This is a genomic window from Roseateles sp. P2_H4 (genome assembly GCF_056403315.1).
The window spans coordinates 14,440-33,419 of record NZ_JBFUFR010000017.1; the positions used below are offsets into that span (position 1 = coordinate 14,440).

The following is an 18,980-nucleotide window of genomic DNA, read 5'->3' on the forward strand; positions in this document are numbered from 1 at the left end:
GGGCCCTTGAAGAGCCACCGGCCCTTGCGTCACAAGGAGCCGCTTCAGCAGCGCGGCTTCCAGCGCAGGGCCTGGACCGGCCTGCCGCTCGATGGATCGGTCAGCACCAGCGCGACCTCGCGCGTCCCGTCCAGCTCGCCTTCGTAGGCCAGCTGAACGGGCATGCCCGGTGCCAGCTTGAAGGGACGCAGCTTGCGGTAGTCGCGCACGACGAAGTCATGCTTCAGCGTGAGGCCGGCGTTCTCGCCGCCGCCCACATAGCTGCTCAGGCCGTTCTCGCTGGCGGCCCAGTAGCCGACCAGTTCCAGGGGCTTTGACGACTGCGACGAGACGCGTGCAGAGAGCCGGCGTCCTTCCACCTGCATCTCCACCGCCACGCCGGCGTCCGTGGCGGCGGGAACGGGCGGCAGCGTGCGGTCGCGCCCGTTCACCAGCACCTGCGGCGTGTAGATGCCCGCGGCCCCGCTGACGGCCAGCACCTCCTTCTGCCGCCGCGTGTAGGCCGCACTGGCATAGCGGTCCTTCCAGTGCTTGTCGTCGAAGTAGTCGACGTGGAAGGCCAGCGGCAGCACGGACTTGTCGCCCGCCAGCGTGGACAGCCAGGCTTCGATGGGCGGGCAGGAGCTGCACTTCTCCGAGGTGTAGGTCTCGACGACGGTGGGCGGCGTGCCGCTGGCCTTCAATGCGCAGCTCTCACCCGGCGCCGCGACAGCGGGCAAGGCCGCCAGGATGGCGGCCAGGGCGACCACCAGCAGGGCCGCCGCCCAGGCCTCAGAAGCGGTACGTCGCGTTGACATAGGCCAACCTTCCGCGCGGGTCGTACAGCGACACGTCATAGCCGTACTGGAACTGGTTGCTGACGAAGATATAGGTCGGCGGGTCCTTGTCGAACAGGTTCTTGACGCCCACGGCCAGCTGCAGGCCGCGCCAGCCCTTCCAGCTGACTTGCGCGTCGTAGAGGGCCTGGCTCGGCACACGGTGGGCGTTGCCGTTGAGGTCGTCGCCGTCGCGATAGCCCGTGTAGTAGTTCTGCACCAGCGTGGCCGACCACGGTCCCTTCGTCCACGTCGCGCTCAGCATGTGCTTCCAGCGCAGTACGACGCCGCCGCCGTTGGCGCCCAGCACGGGCGAGCCGTCGCTCTCGACGGTCGTGCCCACCTTGTGCGACAGGAAGCCGCCGGCGCTGGCTTCGTCGAACTTGCTCATATAGGTGCCGACGAGGTTCACGTCCAGCCGCCCGAAGGCATAGGTGTCGCGCCAGACGAGGTCGACGTCGAAACCGGACAGCTTCGCGTCGCCGGCATTGGTCAGGGCGGTGGTGATCTGCTGGATCTCGTTGGCCGGGCTCACCTTGACGAGACCGGCATAGGCCGGGTCGCCGCGCCGGAAGCCCGAGACCACCTCCTGGGCGGAGGGCGCGTTGATGATGTCCTTGAGGCGGATCTTGAAGAAGTCGACGGTGGCGGAGAACTGGCGAATGGGGGACAGCACGAAGCCCACCTGGCTCTGGCGCGAGCGCTCAGGCTTCAGGTTGGGGTTGCCGCCCGACAGGCCGTTCACCTGCAGGTCGGTCTGGCCCGTCGCGGGGTCGTCGAACTGCTCCGAGGAGCCCAGGGTCTGCGGCGTCCAGAGGTCGACGAGGGTGGGCGCCCGAAAGCCCGTCCCCGCTGAAGCGCGAAACACCAGGCCGTCGGCCGCGCGCCAGCGCAGGCTGCCCTTGTGGTTGCTGGACGAGCCCACGTCGTTGTAGCGGTCGCTGCGCACCTCGAGCGACGCCTCCAGCGACTTGAACACCGGCACGCTCAACTCCCCGAACAACGCCTTCACATTGCGCGAGCGGTCGATGGGCGCCACCGAGCCGCCCAGGCCGGCGATGTCGCCGCTGAAGAGGGCCGCGGACGGGTCGGTCTTGTAGGCCTCCTTGCGGTACTGGAAGCCGAGGGCGTACTGGGCGGCGCCGGCGGGCAGGCTGAAGGCGGGGCCGGCCACCTTGCCGTCCACCACGTCCGTCTTGGCCAGGCCGTTCAGGGTCTGGCCGGTGTAGGCCGTGGCCTTGAGCTTGTCGACCAATTGCTGCGATTGCTGGCCGCCCGATGCCCAAGGGTTCCACAAGCTGTTGTTGGCCGGATCGTTGATGACGGCCGCATAGCCGACCTGCGAGAAATAGCCGTTGACGGCCTGCCCCTTGAGCTTGCTCTCGTTGTGCGACGCGGCCAGCTCGTAGTCGTGCTCGCCGACATGGCCGTTGGCGCCCAGCGTGATGCGGGCCTGCGTGCTGGTATCGCTGTTGATGCGGCTGCCCAGCGCCGATTCGCGCACCGTGACGGCCAGCGGCTTGCCGATCAGGTCGGTGAAGCCGCGCGACTGCAGATAGGCCGTCGGGTAGTTGGGGTTGCCGGGCAGCAGCAGCAGGGCCGGGTCGACGTGGCGCTGGCCAAACAGGTTGTCGGTCTCCAGGAAGGAGGCGCGGATGGGGCTGGCCTGGAAGCTCTGCGTGATCTTGCTCTGGCCCCACAGCAGATCGGCGAACACCTCGAGGTTCTCGGACGCTTTCCAGATCAGGTTGGCGGTGAGGTTCTTCAGTTCCCGGTTGGGAACAAGGCCCACATAGGGCGCGCTGTCGAAGGAGCAGACCGGGGCGCCCTGGAAGCCGCCGCTGGCACGCTTGAACATGCCGATCGTCGTGCAGTCCACCGGGCTGCCGTAGCTGCTGTTGGGAGAGCGGAAGAAGCGATAGCCCGGCGTGGCCTCCACCTCCTGCAGCGTCTTGCCGGGGATCCAGGCCCCTTCGATATTGCCCTGGCCGGTGGCGCCATTCGTGTAGAAGGGCGGCACATTGCCGCTGCGGGCGAAGTCCCGCTCTCGGCCGTACAGCGCGTCTTCCTTCTCGTAGGCGGCGGACGCGACGACGCTGAAGCGGTCGGCATCCAGGTCGCCGAAGCCGGCCACGATGGACGCCTTGTGGTTCTTGCCACCGCCGTCGCGCGTCGGGGCGCCGGCCGACACGCCCACCTGCACGCCGTCGAAGGACTTGGTCAGGATGAAGTTGACGACACCGGCCACCGCGTCGCTGCCATAGACGCCCGAGGCGCCGTCCTTCAGGATCTCCACGCGCTCGATGGCGGCCAGCGGGATGGTGTTGACGTTCACCGAGGCCTGGGCGCCGCCCGGAAACGGCGCGAGGCGGCGGCCGTTGACGAGCACCAGCGTGCGGTCGGCGGTCAGGCCGCGCAGGGAGACGGAGGACAGCCCGCCGGTGGACGAGCCCGCGCCCATCGCATTCGTCGTGGAGCCCATGCTGGAGGCCGCCGAGATCGATGCCAGCAATTGCTCCGTGCTGGTGGCGCCGGTGCGCGCGATGTCGGCCTTGGTGATGATCTGCACGGGCAGCGCGGTCTCGGAGTCCACGCGCTTGATGGAGGAGCCCGTCACGAGCACCCGCTCAAGCTGCTGCCCCGAGGCGTCCGCAGTCTGTGCCTGGGCGCTGGCGCACAGCGTGATCGTGGTGATGGTGACCAGGCCTCGCACCAGCAAGGCGATCGGTTGGAGTTGGTGTTTCATGGGGTGGCGTCGTCTCGAACGGTTGGGACGAGCCAGTCTGGGACGCCCCCTTGGCAGCGGATAGGGCCACTTTCCAAGCACTCACTTGGAGCCAATTGGCGGCCACAGGGAAAGTCCCCCGTGACCATCGTCATGGGCCGATCGGGACGGGAGCGGGGTCTAGAGGAGCGCCCGTGCGTCGCCGCGCATCACGTCGGCCAGGCATTCACCCAGCATCGCGGTGGCCGCGTTGATCTGGGCAACGGACAGCGCGGCAAAGCCCATCAGCAGCCCTGGAAGCCGAGGCTTCTTCGTGTAGTGATGCTCCACCTCATGCAGGCCCAGGCCTCGCGCGGTGGCGAGCGCGATCAGCGCGGCCAGCTGGGCGTAACTGAGCTCGGGAAACCAGCAGATCAGATGCATGCCTCCGCCGCTGTCATCGATCTGGACGAAGGCCCCGCAATGGGCCTGCAGGCCAGCCAGCAGCGCGCGCCGGCGCTTCTTGAGTTCGAGGGTGGCGCGCTTGAGGTGGCGCACATAGGCGCCGCTCGACATCAACCGTGCCACCGCCGCCTGCTCCACCGCGCTGCAGCGCATGTCCGCCAGCATCTTGGCCCTGATCAGATCGCGGCGTACCGGCTCCGGCGCGATCATGTAGCCCAGCCGTATCGACGGCAGCAGCGTCTTCGTGAACGTGCCGATGTAGAGAACCCGGCCGTGGCTGTCCAGGGAATGCAGCGCGGGCGGCGGCCGGCCGTCGAACTTGAACTCGCCGTCGTAGTCGTCCTCCAGGATCCAGAAGCCCTGCGCGGCGGCGCGCTCCAGCATGGCGGCCCGGCGCTGCAGCGACATCACGCGCCCGGTCGGGAACTGGTGCGAGGGCGTCACATAGGCCAGCTTGATGCCTTCGATGGGCAGGGCGTCGACCTCGATGCCCTCGTCGTCCACCGGCACATGCTGCACCACCGCGCCATGGGCCGTGAAGGCCTGCGTCGCGAGCTGGTAGTGCGGCTCCTCCAGCACCACCTTTTCCCCTTCGTCGACCAGAACGCGCGCGGCCAGCGAGATGGCCTGCTGCGTGCCGTTGACGATCACGACGTCGGCGGCCGTGCAGCGGATGCCGCGGTATTTGCCCAGGTGGTCGGCAATCTGGCTGCGCAACTCCAGCAGGCCCTGGGCCGGCGCGCCATGGGCGCCGGTGCGCTGCGCCGCGTGGATCAGCGCCCGCCGCCAGATGGTGAACAGGGCCACGTCCACCATGGGCTCGCCATATTGCAGATTCCAGCGCAGCCCCTCTTCGCGCTTTTCCAGCGTCACCGGCGGCAGCGACCTCACCCGGCCGGCATAGCGGCTCTGCGCCTGCACGGGCAAGGGCGGCTGCGCCGGCTGCGGCCGTGGCGGGCGGGCCGCAACGCGTGTGCCCGAACCCGACTTCGCCACGGCGAACTGTTCGGCGCACAGCGATTCATAGGCGGCGATGACGGTGTTGCGCGAGACGCCGAGCTTGGCCGCCAGCTCGCGGGTCGACGGCAGGCGCGACCCGGCCGCCAAGCGCCCGTCCTGTATGCCCTGCTTCAAGGCCCTCAGCACCTGCGCCTGCAGGTCACCCATTCCGTCCAACGCGAGAAACATCCTTCACTCCGCCTTGCCGACAGTGACGAGCGCCGGGCATCCCGTCGTGATCGAGAAGCTCGGCATTGAACTTCGAATCCGGCTTGGGTAGCAACTCGCGACCCCGGGTCATCGTAGGGTGCACAGGCGCGGCCTTGCGCGACGGCCCACAACGCCCGTCGCCCGCAGCCTCCTGTGTTCGTCCTACGATGCGCGGCGTCAGCGTGGCGAAACTGGTAGACGCACGGTCGCAACCGTCCCTGCGAGGGGTGCAGGCTTCGACACCTGCCGCTGACACCTTCCCTCCTCTCATTCCATGCCGCTTCTTCTCATCATCGACATGCAGGTCGGCATGACCTGGCCCCAATCCGGCAGCCGCAACAACCTGCAGGCCGAGGCCCACATCGCGCGCCTGCTGGGCGTCTGGCGTGAGGCCGGCGCGCCCGTCGTCCACGTGCGTCACATGTCGCGCACGCCCGGCTCGCCGTTCTGGCCGGGCCAGCCGGGCGCCGAGTTCCAGCCCGCGCTGGCGCCCCGCGACGGCGAGCACGTCGTCGAGAAGAACGTGCCCGACGCCTTCACCCTCACCGGCCTGGAACGCTGGCTGCACGCCCGTGGCCACCGCTCGCTGGTCATCGCCGGGGTCAGCACCAACAACTCGGTCGAGTCGACCGCCCGCAGCGCCGGCAACCTGGGTTTTGAGACCCATGTGGTGGCGGACGCCTGTTTCGCCTTCGGCAAGACCGATCTGCGCGGCGTCGATCACCCCGCCGAGGAGGTGCACCAGATGGCCCTGGCCAATCTGCAGGGCGAATACGCCAGCGTCATCGACACCGACGCAGCCACCGCCCTGCTGGCCCGCTGACGCCTCGCAACGCTATGGTGTCCGCATGCGCCTGCTGAGCGTCGAGGACAACCTTGACATTTAGCCCTTGCGGCGGCGCGCGAGCGCGGTGAGGCCGATGAGGCCGGCACCGCCCAGCAGGAGCGCGGCCGAAGCCGGCTCCGGCACGGCCTGCACGGCGACCGACAGCTGGTAGGGCGCGGCTGCCGCGTTGGCGCTGAGGCCCAGCGTCGCGCTGTAGTTGGCGCCACCGGCCACGCCGGGACCGCTCAGGTCCTGGGACCAGGACCACTCCACCGCGTTCGCACCGACAGCTTCCAGCTGGACCCAGTAGGTCGTGTTGGCGGCGAGCTGGACACCGGCCGCTGGCTTGAAGGTGTAGGCGGCGAAGTCGGTCGTCGCCACCGCCGCGCTGGACAGCGTGCCCAGCGTGGCGATCAGCGCGCCGGGGCCGGTGGCGCTGTCGGCGTGCAGGCTGACGAGTACGTCGCCGACAACCTGGGCGTTGTCGCTCTTCAGCAGCGCCGTGACCTGGGTCAGCACGAGGCCGGCGTTGGCGCCGGTGTTGAAGGAGTCGGCCAGCGGGCCGAAGCTCAGCAGCGGATCGGCGCCGTCACGGGAGCCGGCGAGGTTGTCGAACAGCGTGGCGGCGTGGGCGGAGGGCATCGCCGCCACGATAGCCGCAGTCAGCAGGGTGCGAAGCAAGTGCATGGTGATCCTCAGAGCAAGGGGTCGCTGATGCCGGCGGCGCCGGTCTCGATGTGGCCGGCGAAGTGGGCGAGAAAGCGCGCGTCGCCGTCGGCGCTCACCGCCAGGTCGTACCAGCGCGAGCTGGTCTGCAGCGACCAATCGGAACGGAAGCTGGCACCGGGCTGCAGCGCCTGGTGTGAGCTGGCGTTGGTGTAGCGGTCCGTCACGGTGACCGTCACGGCCGCTTTGCCGGCGTTGGTCACGGTCAGTGAGAGGCCACCCGTCGCGCGGCTGGTGCTGCCGCGCACGGTCAGCTTCGCGGCACCCGCATCCAGGCTGCCGGCGTAGCGACGGAAGAAGCCGTTGGGGCCGTTCACGCTCACGTCGTAGGCGCCACCGGCCGGCGTCGTCCAGGTGTCGGCCAAGGTCTTGCCGGTCTCCACCGTGTAGCCCCAGGGGCCGGTACCGCCGCCGGCGACGCAGCCATTGGCCGTGCGCACATGCAGCCAGGCGCCGGCGCTGCCCGTGTTGGCGAAGTCGAGGCTGAAGCCGCTGCTGGACAGCGGCGTCCAGTCCGCCTGCAGCTCGTAAGGCAGCGCACGGGCCAGCCGCGTGCCGCTCTCCTGCACCGGCATGGCCTGGTTGGCCGGCACCGGTGGCGTGTAGGTGCTGTATTTCTTGCCACTGACAACGTCGGCCTGCGGCGGCGCGTACGACGCGGTGCTGGGCAGGCGCGCGGCCGTCGCGTTGGGTAGCGTGAAGTCCAACGTCGAGCTCAGGTCGCCGCAGACGGCGCGGCGCCACGGCGAGATGTTGGGCTCCACGACACCAAAGCGCTTCTCGATGAAACGGATGATGGAGGTGTGGTCGAAGGTCTCGGAGCAGACCCAGCCGCCTTTGCTCCACGGCGAGATCACGAGCATGGGCACGCGCGCGCCCAGGCCGTAGGGGCCTGCCGCGTAGCTGCCGGCCCCAGGATAGATCTCGTTGACGGTGCTGACCGTGGACTTGCCCTGCGCGGCGGTGGCCGGCGGCGTGGGCGCGACGATGTGGTCGAAGAAGCCGTCGTTCTCGTCGAAGCAGATGATGAAGACCGTACTGGCCCAGACCGCGGGGTTGGCGGTCAGCGCGTTCAGCACGTTCTGGATGTACCAGGTGCCATAGCTGGTGGGCCAGTTGCTGTGCTCGCTGTAGGCCTCGGGCGCGGCAATCCACGACACCTGCGGCAGCGTGCCGTTCAGCACGTCGGCGCGCAGCTGGTCGAACAGCGTGCCGTTGTTGAAGGCACCGCCATTGAGCAGGTTGGTGCCGGTGCGGCCGCGCTCGTAAAGCGGGCTGCCGGGTAGCGCATTGCGGTACTGGTTGAAGTACAGCAGCGCGTTGTCACCGTAGTTGCCGATGTAGGGATTGGCGCCGTCCCAGCCCCAGGAGCCGGTGGCGTCCAGGCCGTGGCCGACGTCCTGGTAGACCTTCCACGTGACGCCGGCCTGCTGCAGACGCTCGGGGTAGGTCGTCCAGTTGTAGCCCTGCTCGGCGTTGTTGACGACCGGGCCCTGGGGCGGCGTGCCGTTGCCGGCGTTGCTCCCGCTGGCATTGAGGGCCAGGGTGCCCGGCGTGCTGCCGGTGTTGGTCACATTGATGCCACCCGGCAGCGTGCCGTTCTGGCCGCACCAGCCCGACCACAGGTAGTAGCGGTTAGGGTCCGTCGACGCCATGATCGAGCAGTGATAGGCGTCGCAGATCGTGAAGGCGTCGGCCAGCGCGTAGTAGAACGGGATGTCGGCGCGCTGCAGATAGGCCATGGAGACCTTGCCCTTGGCGGGCACCCAGCGGTCGTTGTGGCCGTCGTTCCAGGCCTTGTGCGCATCGGCCCAGGCATGCGGCAGGCCGGTCAGGAACTGCTGGCCCAGGTTGGCCGCGGTGGGGTGGAAGGGYAAGATGGTCGGCGGGTTCTGCGTGGCGCCGGCCGCGTTGAGGTTGGGCTGCTCGAAGATGGGCTTGCCCGAGCCGTACTGCTTCACCGCGCGCGGGTCGCCAAAGCCGCGCACGCCCCGCAGCGTGCCGAAGTAGTGGTCGAAGGAGCGGTTCTCCTGCATCAGCACGACGATGTGCTTGACATCGGCGATGGTCCCGGTCGCACCCTGGGCGGGGACGGCCAGCGCCTGGCGGATGCTGTCGGGCAGCGCGGCCGCGGCGCCCGCCCCTGCCATACCGCGCAGCAGCGCGCGGCGGTTGATCTTCGTCATGTCTTGCATCCTCTCGGCTCGAAGGCGCGATGCGCGCCGTTCGGAAAATTCTGCTCACGGTTTGTGGCAAGCCGGTGGCAGTACCGTGGCTAGGGGGCCTTGCAGTGGATGACGTTAACCTCGCGCCATGCCCGTGCTCCTCATCATCGACATGCAGGTCGGCATGACCTGGCCCCCGTCCGGTGCCCGCAACAACCCGCAGGCCGAAACCCAGATCGTCCGCCTGCTTGACAGTTGGCGCCGCGCCGTCGTCCACGTGCCCCAAATCTCGCGCACGCCCGGCTCGCCGTTCTGGCCGGTTTGGCCCGGCGCCGAGTGCCAGCCCGCGCTGGCCCGCTGAGCCATGCGCCTCCTTCTCGTTGAAGACGACACGATGATCGGCGAGAGCCTGCGCGAGGCGCTGCGCCGCCAGGGCTTTGCGGCCGACTGGGTGCGCGACGGCCAGGCCGCCGATGGCGTGCTGGCCAGCGGCGAGCGCTTCGACGCCGTGCTGCTGGACCTCGGCCTGCCCAAGCGCGGCGGCATCGACGTGCTGAAGAGCCTGCGCGCCCGCGGTGACGCGACACCCGTCATCGTGCTGACCGCGCGCGACGCGCTGAGCGACAAGGTGGCCGGCCTGGACGCCGGCGCCGACGACTACCTCGTCAAGCCCTTCGAGCTGGACGAGCTGCTGGCTCGGCTGCGCGCCCTCGCACGCCGCCACGGCGGCCGCACCGACACGGCCCTGGCCGTGGCCGACCTGCGCCTGGACCCGGCCACGCGCGAGGTCACGCGGGCTGGCAAACCCATCCTGCTGTCGGCGCGCGAGTTCGCCCTGCTGCAGGCACTGCTGGAGCGCCCCGGCGCCATCGTGTCGCGCGCCCAGCTCGAGGACCGCCTCTACGGCTGGGGCGAGGAGCTGGAGAGCAACGCCATCAGCGTCTACATGCACCAACTGCGCAAGAAGCTCGGTGCCGATCTGCTGCATACCGTGCGCGGCCTGGGCTACTACGCCGGCCCTGAAAAAGGCGGCGCGCCATGAAGTGGCTGGGCACCTTGCGCGGCCGCCTCTTCGCGCTGCTCGCCCTCCTCGGCGCCGTGACGGCCCTGGCGGTCGCCGGCGCCACCTATGTCAGCGTGCGTGCCGAAGCCGACGAGCTGTTCGACTACCAGCTGCGCCAGACGGCGCTGTCGCTGCGCGACCAGGGCCGCATCGCTGGCGACGAGGCCGCGGCGCTGGCCGACCCCAGCCTCGACTACCTGGTGCAGATCTGGTCCGTGCAGGGCCTGGAGATCTATTCCAGCCGGCCCCAGGGCATGACCGAGGCACTGCCGGCGCGCGCGGTGCTGGGCTACTCCAACCTGCACCTGGCCGGGCAGGACTGGCGCGTGTTCAGCGCGGCGACGCCGCTGCGCGTCGTCCAGGTGGCCCAGCCGCTGGCCGTGCGTCAGCGCCTGGCCGCGGTGGCCGCGCTGCGCAGCGTCGTGCCCGTCGCCGTGGCCCTGCCGCTGGTCGCGGCGGCCATCTGGTGGCTGCTGGGCGTGTCACTGGCGCCACTGGCCCGCGTGACCCGCGCGGCCCAGGCCGGCGGTGCCAACGCGCTCGACCCCCTGCCCACCGCCGACCTGCCCGGCGAGGTGGCGCCGCTGGTGGAGGCCTTCAACGACCTGCTCGGGCGGCTGGCGTCGGCCTTCGACGCCCAGCGCAGCTTTGTCGCCGACGCGGCCCATGAGCTGCGCTCGCCGCTGACGGCCTTGAAGCTGCAGCTGGGCCTGCTGCGCGACGCGGCGCCCGGAGAAGAGCAGGACAAATCCATCGCCCGCCTGCGCGGCGGCATCGACCGTGCGGTGCACCTCGTCGAGCAGTTGCTGGCGCTGGCCCGCGCCGAACCGGGCGCGTCGGCGGCGACGCTGCCGCTCGACCTCGTCGACCTGGCGCGCCAGGCCGTGGCGGATGTGCAGGCCCTGGCCGACAAGGCCGGTGTCGCCGTGTCGCTGACGGCGCCCGATCCGCTGCCCCTGACCGGCGATCCCCAGGCCCTGCGCGGCGCGCTGCGCAACCTCATCGACAACGCCGTCAAGTACGGCGCCCGGACGGTGCAGGTGAGCGCCTTGCGCGGCCTTCGCGGCGCGCCGCTGCTGCGCGTGGACGACGACGGCCCGGGCATTCCGCTGCAAGCGCGCGAGCGCGTCTTCGGCCGCTTCCAGCGCGGTGAGGATTCGACGGTCGAAGGCAGCGGCTTGGGCCTGGCCATCGTGCAGGCGGCGGCGCGGCAGCAGGGGGCCAGCGTCAGCCTGGCCGACTCGCCGCTGGGCGGGCTGCGGGTGGAGGTGGCCTGGCCGGGCGCTCACTCGGGGGCTGCGGCGGGCCTCATGTGAACAGCTTGCCGTTGAGCAGCAGCCACACTGTCCGCACGGCCAGAACCGCCAAGGCCAGGCTCAGCAGGCCCAGCAGCACCGCGGCAAGCACCCAGAGTGGGCCGCTGTCCCGGAACTCCGCGTACTTCAACGCCGCATTGACCAAGGCAGCCAGCGGGAAGCCGATCGCCCACCAGGCCGGAGAAAAGCTGATGCTGGGCCGAAACACCTTGGGTGCGACCACAGCGAACATGAACAGCGCGAAGTAGAAGAGCACCGCGGCAAAGCGGTCAATGCCACCGGCGACATTGCTGTAGGCGAGAAAGCCCACGGCGAAGGGCGCCACCAGGATCATCAGCGACGGCGTCATGCCGGGCGCGAGCGGGTCGCGATGCACGAGCCGGCTGAAGATCAGAACGCAGAGCAGCAAGGCCAGCACGGCGCCGACGGCGCCCGCCATCAGGTTGAGTTCCGCTGCCCAGGCCATGGGCATGGCGCGGCCCGTCACGGCGATGTCCAGCGTGGCCACGCCGGGGATCAACGCCGCCGGCACCGCATGCGACAAGTCGACCTGGCCCTTGAGCAGGCGGGAGATCGCGACGAAGCACAGAGCGAACGTCACCAGCGCACCAACCGCCCAGAGTGTGTGGGCAGCGGCCGCGCCGTAGGGCTCGACAAGGGCGGACACCAGCAGCAAGGAAATCGCGATGGTGCCGAAGAAATTGCCGGCCACGGGATGCTGAAACTCGGCGTGCACGGCCTGCGGATGCAGGGCGAGCTTGGCGAGATAAGCCAACGAAAGCAGCAGGAACACCCCCAAGGCCAAGGCTGCGATGGCTTCGCCGACCCAGGCCGGCGCGCCCAGGCCGCCGCGCGCCAGGCGCCACGCAAGCGCCAGCCCTGAAAGCCCCATGACCGAGCCGAACAGGCTCACCGGCAGGTTGCGAACGGAGCCGCCGGCATGGGCAGCGGGAAGGAGCGGGGCCGAATCGGTGTACAGGATCTGCATGACGGTCACTCGTGGCTGAATTTGCTGGTGCAAGCAGTTTCTGCCAGACTCGCCCGGACGTGTCTTCCACGCCGCGTCGTTTTCTGCCAGTCATCGGGCCTTATCGGCCACAGCCCGCCATGCGTGTCGCCATCCTCGCCTTTCCGCGCTTCCAACTGCTCGACGTCGCCGGGCCCGCCGACGTCTTTGCCGAAGCCGCGCGCCAGCTCGGCAATCCCCGGGCCTATCAGGTGCAGTTGATCGCCGGCGAGGAAGGTTGGCTCAAAAGCAGCTGCGGCTTGCGCTTGGCCGTGGACGCGACCGTGGCGACGCATCGCGGGCGCATCGACACCCTGCTGGTGGCGGGCAGCCCCGCCATCGAGGACATGGCGAGCGACACGCCGCTGCAGGACTGGCTGCGGCGCCAGTCGCGCACGGTGCGGCGCTACGGCTCGGTGTGCACCGGCGCCTTCGTGCTGGCGGCCACCGGGTTGCTCGACGGCAAGCGCGTGGCCACGCACTGGAACTCCACGGCCCGCCTCGCGGCGGCCTACCCGGCGGCCTGCGTCGAGGCGGACGCCATCTACGTGAAGGACGGCAAGCTCTTCACGTCAGCCGGCGTGACGGCCGGCATGGACCTCGCGCTGGCGATGGTGGAAGAGGACCACGGCCGTGAGCTGGCACTGCGCGTGGCGCGCGAGCTGGTGATGTTTCTCAAGCGCCCCGGTGGCCAGAGCCAGTTCAGCGCCCACCTGGCCGCCCAGACGTCCGAGCACTCGAAGGTGCGCGACATGCAGGACCATGTGCTGGCGAATCTGAAGGGCGATCTCTCCGTGCCCGCGCTGGCCGCGCGCGCCGGCATGAGCGAGCGCAGCTTCGCGCGGGCCTTCCGCAGCGAGACCGGCACCACGCCCGCGGCCTTTGTCGATCACGCCCGCATCGACGCCGCCCGCCGCCTGGCCGAGGAGTCGGACCTGCCGGCCAAGCGCCTGGCGGATGCGGTGGGGTATGCGAATGCGGACGGTTTCAGGCGCGCGTTTGCGCGAAGGCTGGGGGTCAGTTTGGCGGAGTACCGCAGGCGCTTTGCGAAGTAATCCCGCGAGGTCCAGGACGTGGGGCCCAGGATCAAATAGCGGACGCTCGCTTTGCAGCGATTGCTGGCGTTCGTTGCCCTCGCTCGAACTCACGCAAAGCGCCAATAAGCGGTCTTCACGACAACTGGCGCTGGCGCATTGGCGACAGCCCCCGCCGTCGCCCTCTTCGGACAGAGCGCTACGGAAGGCTGAGGGGCCACCTGTCGCCAGGTGACCCAAGTCCAGTTTTTGTCTGAAGCTATTTCACGGCTTTCTGTGCCGCGTAATAGCTTTCAAACAACGCCCCATATGCGGGTTCGACGTGGTCTACAAAGACTTTGGCGAATTCCATCGCGTCTGGGCGATTCCACGTGTGCATCACCTCCGTAATCGCCGCAAATGTGTCAATTGGCATTGCGCCCGCCTGCGTGACCCGGGCAATGGAGATGTCGGTTGCCATCTTCGACCAATTACCCGAGGCATCCACGATGCAGAACACTTTATATCCCTGTGCGAGGGCGCTCAGTGCAGGAAATACCATGCAAATGCTCGTGAGCGTGCCTGCAATGAGCAGTGTCTTCCGCTTGGTCTTCTCGATGGCTTCGACAAAGGGGCGGTGATCCCATGCGTTGATCGGGCCGTTACGCGGAACGTACACCGCATCGGGGTTGCTCAGAAGGATGTCGGGAATGCTTGGGCCATTAGCACCGTCGGGAACTGATGCCGTTACAACGGTCGGGATCTTCGCGATCTTCGCTACCTTCGCAAGCGCAACTACGTTGTTGCGGAGTTCTCTGTACTCCATATCACGGACCAACTGGAACAAGCCGCTCTGATGGTCTATCAGCAGCAATACAGCATCCTTGGGGTCAATCATCCACTTGTTTGTCATTTCATTTCCTTTGTTTTCGGAACTGGATACACCTCCTGCAGCCGCGGCGGCTTGGTTTGCCGCTGTCGCCGCCGTTGTCAGCAATGTCGCTCCGCCAACTGCGGCGCCGCTAATAAGCATCTCTCTACGCTTCATGTGATTCTCCGATGGGCTGATACTTTCAAATGGGGAACTAGATGTGCTGTTCTAGGCTGCGGGGAATCGTGCATTCCAGCGCATGAATATGTCGTCGACCAGTACGTGCGGCATGGTGCGGCCCCGGTGGGCAAATAATTTCAATTGGTTGGTTGCTGAATTCGCAGATAACTCGGTGGAAACCAAGCGGTCGACGCCGATGACGGTGCTTTAGCCGATCCGCTTGTCACGCCGCAACTCAGCGCCGATGCGCTGAATCTCGGCCTCCCCCTGTGCGAGGGCGGCCTTGCTGGTGTGCACCGAGTAGTAGCCCATCACCAAGTCGTGTGGGTGCTTCACCGCCGAGCCGAGGACGAAGGACGTGTCGCCGTGGGCGACGAAGTCGATGGCTTGCTCCGATTCCTCGAACACGGCGAGTTCACCGGTGCCCACCATCCCATTCACGTCGACTCCTCCCACGCTGACCGCAAACCAGGCCACGGTGTGGCCGGCGGGCGGCGTGTACCGCCAGCGTTCGCCGTCCTTCAAGCTCACGGCCAGGTAGTTCATGCCCGAAGGCGCTGGAATCGGGCTCCGGACCTTGCCGTAGCTTCCGAGCAGCACACGGGCAGGGCCTTCGTGCGAAACATCTGAAGGTGACAGGTAAAGGCTTTCCGCGGGTGCGTTTTCTTCCGAGGGCGGCAAGGCGACCCAGAGTTGAAAGCCCGACATCTGCACGTCGCCGACGGGTGCACCGATGTGCCACACGCCGTTGCCGGAGCGCATCCACTCCACCCCGCCAGCGGGCAGCACGCCCTTCTTGCCGGTCGTGTCTTCGTAGCGAAGGTTGCCTGTCATCACGAAGGTCAGCGTGGCGATGCCCGAATGCGGATGCATTGCGAAACCCTGGCTGCCAACATCGGGGGCGAAACTGTTGAGGTCGAGAAACACGAACGGCTTCAAGAGCTCGCCGAGGTCACTCGGGCTCACCAGCCGCGTGATCGGTCCATGGGTGCTTCCATGCGTGCGGTGGACGATGGCCCGCACGCCGGCGCTCGATGCTTGATCGAGGGTCGGATTGCCAGAAATGGCTTGTGATGCGGTCATCGGTCGTCCTTGGCTTTGATGTGAAGTGCGCTCGGCGAAGGCATGACGCCTGGGCTGCTGCATTCGATGCGTGAACGATAGGAGCGCTAGGATCGATGTACTAGGCGGCGCTATCGGAGTGCATCCGTCCAAAAATCGAATTAATAGGTGCTCATGCTCGATCTGAACGACATCGCCTTGTTCGTGCGCGTCGTGCGCAGCGGCAGCTTTGCGGGCGCGGCGCGGCAGCTTGGCGTGCCATCGAACACCGTCAGCAGGCGAGTCCAGGGGCTCGAACAACACCTCGGCACCCGGCTGTTGCAACGATCGACCCGCAAGCTCACGCTCACCAGCGCAGGCGAGGAGTTCAACGCGCGTTGCGCCGGTCTGGTCACCGGACTTTTCGAAGCCGGGCAAGAGCTGAGCTCGGGAAGCCGGGAGCCGAGTGGACTTGTTCGCGTTGGCGCCCCGGCCGACTTTCTCGACTTGTTCGTGATGGAGTGGATCGCCGAGTTCCTGGCAACTTATCCCAAGGTTCGACTCGCCTTGGTGCTCAGCGATTCAAAGGCGGACCTGATCGCGGATCGCATCGACGTGGCGTTTCGTGGCGGTCCCCTTGAGGACTCGGCATACGTCGGGCGGCATGTGTTCTGCACCGGCAACGACGGGCTGGTGGCCAGCCCGGGCTACCTGGCAGCGAGGGGTGCGCCCAACGCGCTACAGGACCTGCTGGAACACGATTGCGTGACGTTCGCGCAGTCTGGCAGCAGTGATGTGACCTGGCGGTTGGCCGGACCGGACGGCATCGATGAGGCTGTGCAGGTTGCCGCTCGCTTCAGCGGCAACACGGCGCAGGCCCTTCGCAAGGCCACGCTGGCTGGGCTGGGGATCACGCTGCTTCCGAGGGCCGTCATCATCAATGACTTGCGGGCCGGACGCCTTGTTCCCGTGCTGCCCGAATACCAGCGTCCCGGACACGGCCTCACTGTGCTCTACCCCAGCCGGCGTCATCTGCCGCTGGCGGTGTCGGCGTTCATTGATCTCGTCGTCGAGAAACTCGGCCAACTGGATGCGACCTTGACACCGCAGCCACCGTAGGTTGCCAGGCAGGCACGCGGTGGTGCTGTGGTCATAGCGCTCGCCTTGGGAAATTTCGATCAATACAGTGCTCAATTCGCTCTCGCGTTGCAGCACGGCGCTTTCAGAGTGACTTCACTACCAATCCGTCGCGTTGGCCCGCGCAGGCGCCCATCTGATCCGGTTCGCTTTCTACGAATCTGAACCTGTTTCTTTCATCTCGCCGAGGGCACAGTGGCAAGCCGTTGCTGTGCTCGTTCGCCTCACGAAAGACAGCGTCAAGCGGAAGTCCGGAACATCGAAATCATGGAATTGGTCCCCACCGTCTTCATTGTGTTCAAGGTGAGCGTGCTGGGAATCGGAATGTTCATCGCCATCAAGTGGCACTACGACAAAGCGAAAAGAGAGAAGGGGCCAGAGTCACAGCGCGCGCTGCTTTGGGCGGTCGCAAAGGCGGTTGTTGTCTTCATGCTGTTGCTCGTCGCCCTGCTGTTCCTGACATTCGGCCTGGGCTCGATGCTCGGCATCGACTTGACGCCTCCATGATCGAGAAGACGGGTCGGTCGAAAACTATCCTTCGCACAACCAGGTCGAGTCCATCGAAGTGTCGGAGGACGTGACATGCCAACAGAATCTGTCACGCCACAACAGAGGAATAGGCTGGGAACGAGTCGCCCTCGCGCTGAAGGTCCTGGACGAATTGAACGGCCGCCGTTGAAGACTGCTCCCAGCCTGAAGTCCCCACCGCAGACTCCACGTCCCAAGCTGCCTTAACTTTCACCTCACCTTCCCCTCATCGAGCCCTCACCTCCCCTCCCTAGAGTCCACGGCAACGGCTGCGCCGCAGCCCGCCCCTAGAGGAGAGTTCTCGATGACCCAGACCGCCAAATTGACGGTAACTGCCGCGGCCGCTGCGCTGCTGGCTGCCGGTGTGACGTTGACCACCACGGCTTCGGGCTGGACCTTGCCCGGGTTTCACAAGGCGCCCGCCGCGGCCACCAGCGACGCCACGCCCGGCAGCGTCGCCTCCACCACCGTGGCCCTGGCAGCGGCCACCACGGCCGCGCCGGCCGTCAGCCTGCCGCCCGCCCAGCTGCCTAACTACCGCGCCATCGTGCAGACCCAGGGCCCKGCCGTCGTCGGCATCACGGTGGCCGGCCTGCACAAGGTCGGCAATGACGACGGCGACGAAGGCCCGGTCGCGCGCGGTGACGATGACCCCTTCTTCCGCTTTTTCCGCGGCATTCCCGGCCTGCGCATGCCCCAGCAGGGCCCGCAGCCCTTCCGCGGCCAGGGCTCCGGTTTCATCATCAGCAGCGACGGCATCGTGCTGACCAATGCCCATGTGGTGCGCGACGCCAAGCAGGTCACCGTCAAGCTCAGCGACCGCCGCGAGTTCTCGGCCAAGGTGCTGGGCAGCGACCCCGCCACCGACATCGCCGTGCTCAAGCTCGACGCCAAGGGCCTGCCTACCGTGCAGCTGGGCGACCCCAAGCAGGTGCAGGTGGGCGACTATGTGCTGGCCATCGGCGCGCCCTATGGCTTCGAGCAGACGGCCACCCAGGGCATCGTCAGCGCCAAGGGCCGCTCGCTGCCGGGCGACAGCGTCGTGCCCTTCATCCAGACCGACGCGGCCGTGAACCCCGGCAACTCGGGCGGCCCGCTGTTCGACGCGGCCGGCCGCGTCGTCGGCGTGAACGCGCAGATCTTTTCGCAGAGCGGCGGCTTCCAGGGCCTGGCCTTCTCGATTCCCGTGGACGTGGCCCTGAAGGTCAAGGACCAGATCGTCGCCCACGGCAAGGTCGAGCATGCGCGACTGGGCGTCACGCTGCAGGACCTGTCGGCGCCGCTGGCCTCGTCCTTCGGCCTGGGTGCGCCCGACGGCGCCCTGGTGTCCAGCGTCATGCCCGAAAGCGCCGCCGCCAAGGCCGGACTGAAGGCCGGTGACGTCATCACGGCCATCGACGGCGAGCCGGTGCGCGTGGCGGGCGATGTGTCCAGCCGCGTGGGCCTGGCCTGCCCGGGCGAGAAGCTCAAGCTGGAGCTGTGGCGCGACAAGTCGCGTGTCAGCGAGACCGTCAGCCTGGGCCGTGCCGACAAGGACACGCAGGAAGCCAGCGCTTCGCCCCAGGGCGGTTCGCTGGGCCTGGCGCTGCGCCCGCTGGAGCGCCAGGAGCTGCGCGGCTCGGGCCTGGACCATGGCCTGCTGATCGAGCGCGTGACCGGTCCGGCCCAACTGGCCGGCGTGCAGCCCGGCGACGTGCTGCTGGCCCTGAACGGCAAGCCGGTGCAGAACGTCGAGCAGGTGCGCGACGCACTGAAGGGCAAGCCGGCCTCGGTGGCCTTGCTGGTGGCGCGCGACGGCCAGCAGATCTTTGTGCCGGTGCGACTCGGCTGACCTCTGAAGGCGGGCGGCCGGGGCCGTGCAGGCCGGGCCGGCCCGCCTTTCCCCCAGGGCGTGTTCTGCGGAGAATCGGCGCAT

General features: G+C 67.9%; 16 protein-coding genes. 8 read left to right on the forward strand and 8 right to left on the reverse strand.

Annotation, left to right across the window (positions count from 1 at the left end; all coding sequences use genetic code 11):
* Positions 1-44: 44 nt before the first annotated feature.
* The 3 genes from AC1DW3_RS14165 to pdxR all read right to left on the reverse strand — a co-directional run bounded on the left by AC1DW3_RS14165 (position 45) and on the right by pdxR (position 5,172).
* Positions 45-797: a DUF1223 domain-containing protein gene (locus AC1DW3_RS14165; RefSeq protein WP_477931964.1), complete on the reverse strand. Its 753-nt coding sequence runs from the start codon at positions 795-797 to the stop codon at positions 45-47.
* The gene (locus AC1DW3_RS14170; RefSeq protein WP_477931965.1) at positions 772-3,561 is read right to left on the reverse strand and encodes a TonB-dependent receptor; all 2,790 of its coding nucleotides are present in this window, start codon (positions 3,559-3,561) and stop codon (positions 772-774) included. The genes AC1DW3_RS14165 and AC1DW3_RS14170 overlap by 26 nt, the downstream gene beginning before the upstream one ends.
* 159 nt (positions 3,562-3,720) lie before the next feature.
* On the reverse strand, positions 3,721-5,172 hold the full coding sequence (gene pdxR / locus AC1DW3_RS14175; protein ID WP_477931966.1) for a MocR-like pyridoxine biosynthesis transcription factor PdxR: 1,452 nt from the start codon (positions 5,170-5,172) through the stop codon (positions 3,721-3,723).
* A gap of 295 nt (positions 5,173-5,467) precedes the next feature.
* Between pdxR and AC1DW3_RS14180 the strand changes: the two genes are divergently transcribed.
* Positions 5,468-6,016, forward strand: a complete 549-nt coding sequence (locus tag AC1DW3_RS14180) for a cysteine hydrolase family protein (protein ID WP_477931967.1) — start codon at positions 5,468-5,470, stop codon at positions 6,014-6,016.
* A gap of 60 nt (positions 6,017-6,076) precedes the next feature.
* Here the strand turns inward: AC1DW3_RS14180 and AC1DW3_RS14185 are convergent, their stop codons facing one another.
* Positions 6,077-6,706 (reverse strand): choice-of-anchor R domain-containing protein, encoded by a 630-nt coding sequence (locus AC1DW3_RS14185; RefSeq protein ID WP_477931968.1) that lies wholly within the window; start codon positions 6,704-6,706, stop codon positions 6,077-6,079.
* 8 nt (positions 6,707-6,714) lie between these two features.
* Positions 6,715-8,931 carry a phosphocholine-specific phospholipase C gene (locus tag AC1DW3_RS14190; RefSeq protein ID WP_477931969.1) on the reverse strand — a complete coding sequence of 739 codons (2,217 nt, stop codon included), beginning with the start codon at positions 8,929-8,931 and terminating at the stop codon, positions 6,715-6,717.
* Positions 8,932-9,058: 127 nt separating this feature from the next.
* Here AC1DW3_RS14190 and AC1DW3_RS14195 point away from each other — a divergent pair, with 127 nt between their 5' ends.
* From AC1DW3_RS14195 to AC1DW3_RS14205, 3 genes are read left to right on the forward strand one after another with little or no spacing between them, the layout of a single operon-like run.
* Entirely contained in the window at positions 9,059-9,271 is a 213-nt protein-coding gene (locus AC1DW3_RS14195; protein ID WP_477931970.1) for a cysteine hydrolase family protein, read from the forward strand.
* A 3-nt stretch (positions 9,272-9,274) separates the two neighbouring features.
* A complete protein-coding gene (locus tag AC1DW3_RS14200) occupies positions 9,275-9,952 on the forward strand; it encodes a response regulator (protein WP_477931971.1) in 678 nt (225 codons plus the stop codon).
* The gene (locus AC1DW3_RS14205) at positions 9,949-11,289 is read left to right on the forward strand and encodes an ATP-binding protein (protein WP_477931972.1); all 1,341 of its coding nucleotides are present in this window, start codon (positions 9,949-9,951) and stop codon (positions 11,287-11,289) included. The genes AC1DW3_RS14200 and AC1DW3_RS14205 overlap by 4 nt, the downstream gene beginning before the upstream one ends.
* On the opposite strand, the gene AC1DW3_RS14210 is transcribed toward AC1DW3_RS14205, so the two are convergent.
* Complete coding sequence (locus tag AC1DW3_RS14210) at positions 11,282-12,277, reverse strand: SLAC1 anion channel family protein (protein WP_477931973.1); 996 nt, start codon at positions 12,275-12,277, stop codon at positions 11,282-11,284. The two genes, AC1DW3_RS14205 and AC1DW3_RS14210, sit on opposite strands and share 8 nt — an antisense overlap.
* 119 nt (positions 12,278-12,396) lie before the next feature.
* Here AC1DW3_RS14210 and AC1DW3_RS14215 point away from each other — a divergent pair, with 119 nt between their 5' ends.
* Positions 12,397-13,350: a GlxA family transcriptional regulator gene (locus tag AC1DW3_RS14215; RefSeq protein ID WP_477931974.1), complete on the forward strand. Its 954-nt coding sequence runs from the start codon at positions 12,397-12,399 to the stop codon at positions 13,348-13,350.
* Positions 13,351-13,588: 238 nt separating this feature from the next.
* On the opposite strand, the gene AC1DW3_RS14220 is transcribed toward AC1DW3_RS14215, so the two are convergent.
* Together AC1DW3_RS14220 and AC1DW3_RS14225 are read right to left on the reverse strand one after the other, a co-directional pair.
* Positions 13,589-14,221, reverse strand: a complete 633-nt coding sequence (locus AC1DW3_RS14220) for an isochorismatase family protein (protein ID WP_477932144.1) — start codon at positions 14,219-14,221, stop codon at positions 13,589-13,591.
* A 345-nt stretch (positions 14,222-14,566) separates the two neighbouring features.
* Positions 14,567-15,442, reverse strand: coding sequence for a pirin family protein (locus AC1DW3_RS14225; RefSeq protein WP_477931975.1), 876 nt, complete (start codon positions 15,440-15,442; stop codon positions 14,567-14,569).
* A 153-nt stretch (positions 15,443-15,595) separates the two neighbouring features.
* On the opposite strand from AC1DW3_RS14225, the gene AC1DW3_RS14230 reads away from it, so the two are divergent.
* The 3 genes from AC1DW3_RS14230 to AC1DW3_RS14240 all read left to right on the forward strand — a co-directional run bounded on the left by AC1DW3_RS14230 (position 15,596) and on the right by AC1DW3_RS14240 (position 18,896).
* The gene (locus tag AC1DW3_RS14230) at positions 15,596-16,519 is read left to right on the forward strand and encodes a LysR family transcriptional regulator (protein ID WP_477931976.1); all 924 of its coding nucleotides are present in this window, start codon (positions 15,596-15,598) and stop codon (positions 16,517-16,519) included.
* Positions 16,520-16,804: 285 nt separating this feature from the next.
* A complete protein-coding gene (locus AC1DW3_RS14235) occupies positions 16,805-17,044 on the forward strand; it encodes a hypothetical protein (protein WP_477931977.1) in 240 nt (79 codons plus the stop codon).
* 325 nt (positions 17,045-17,369) lie between these two features.
* Positions 17,370-18,896, forward strand: a complete 1,527-nt coding sequence (locus AC1DW3_RS14240; protein ID WP_477931978.1) for a Do family serine endopeptidase — start codon at positions 17,370-17,372, stop codon at positions 18,894-18,896.
* Positions 18,897-18,980 lie beyond the last annotated feature (84 nt).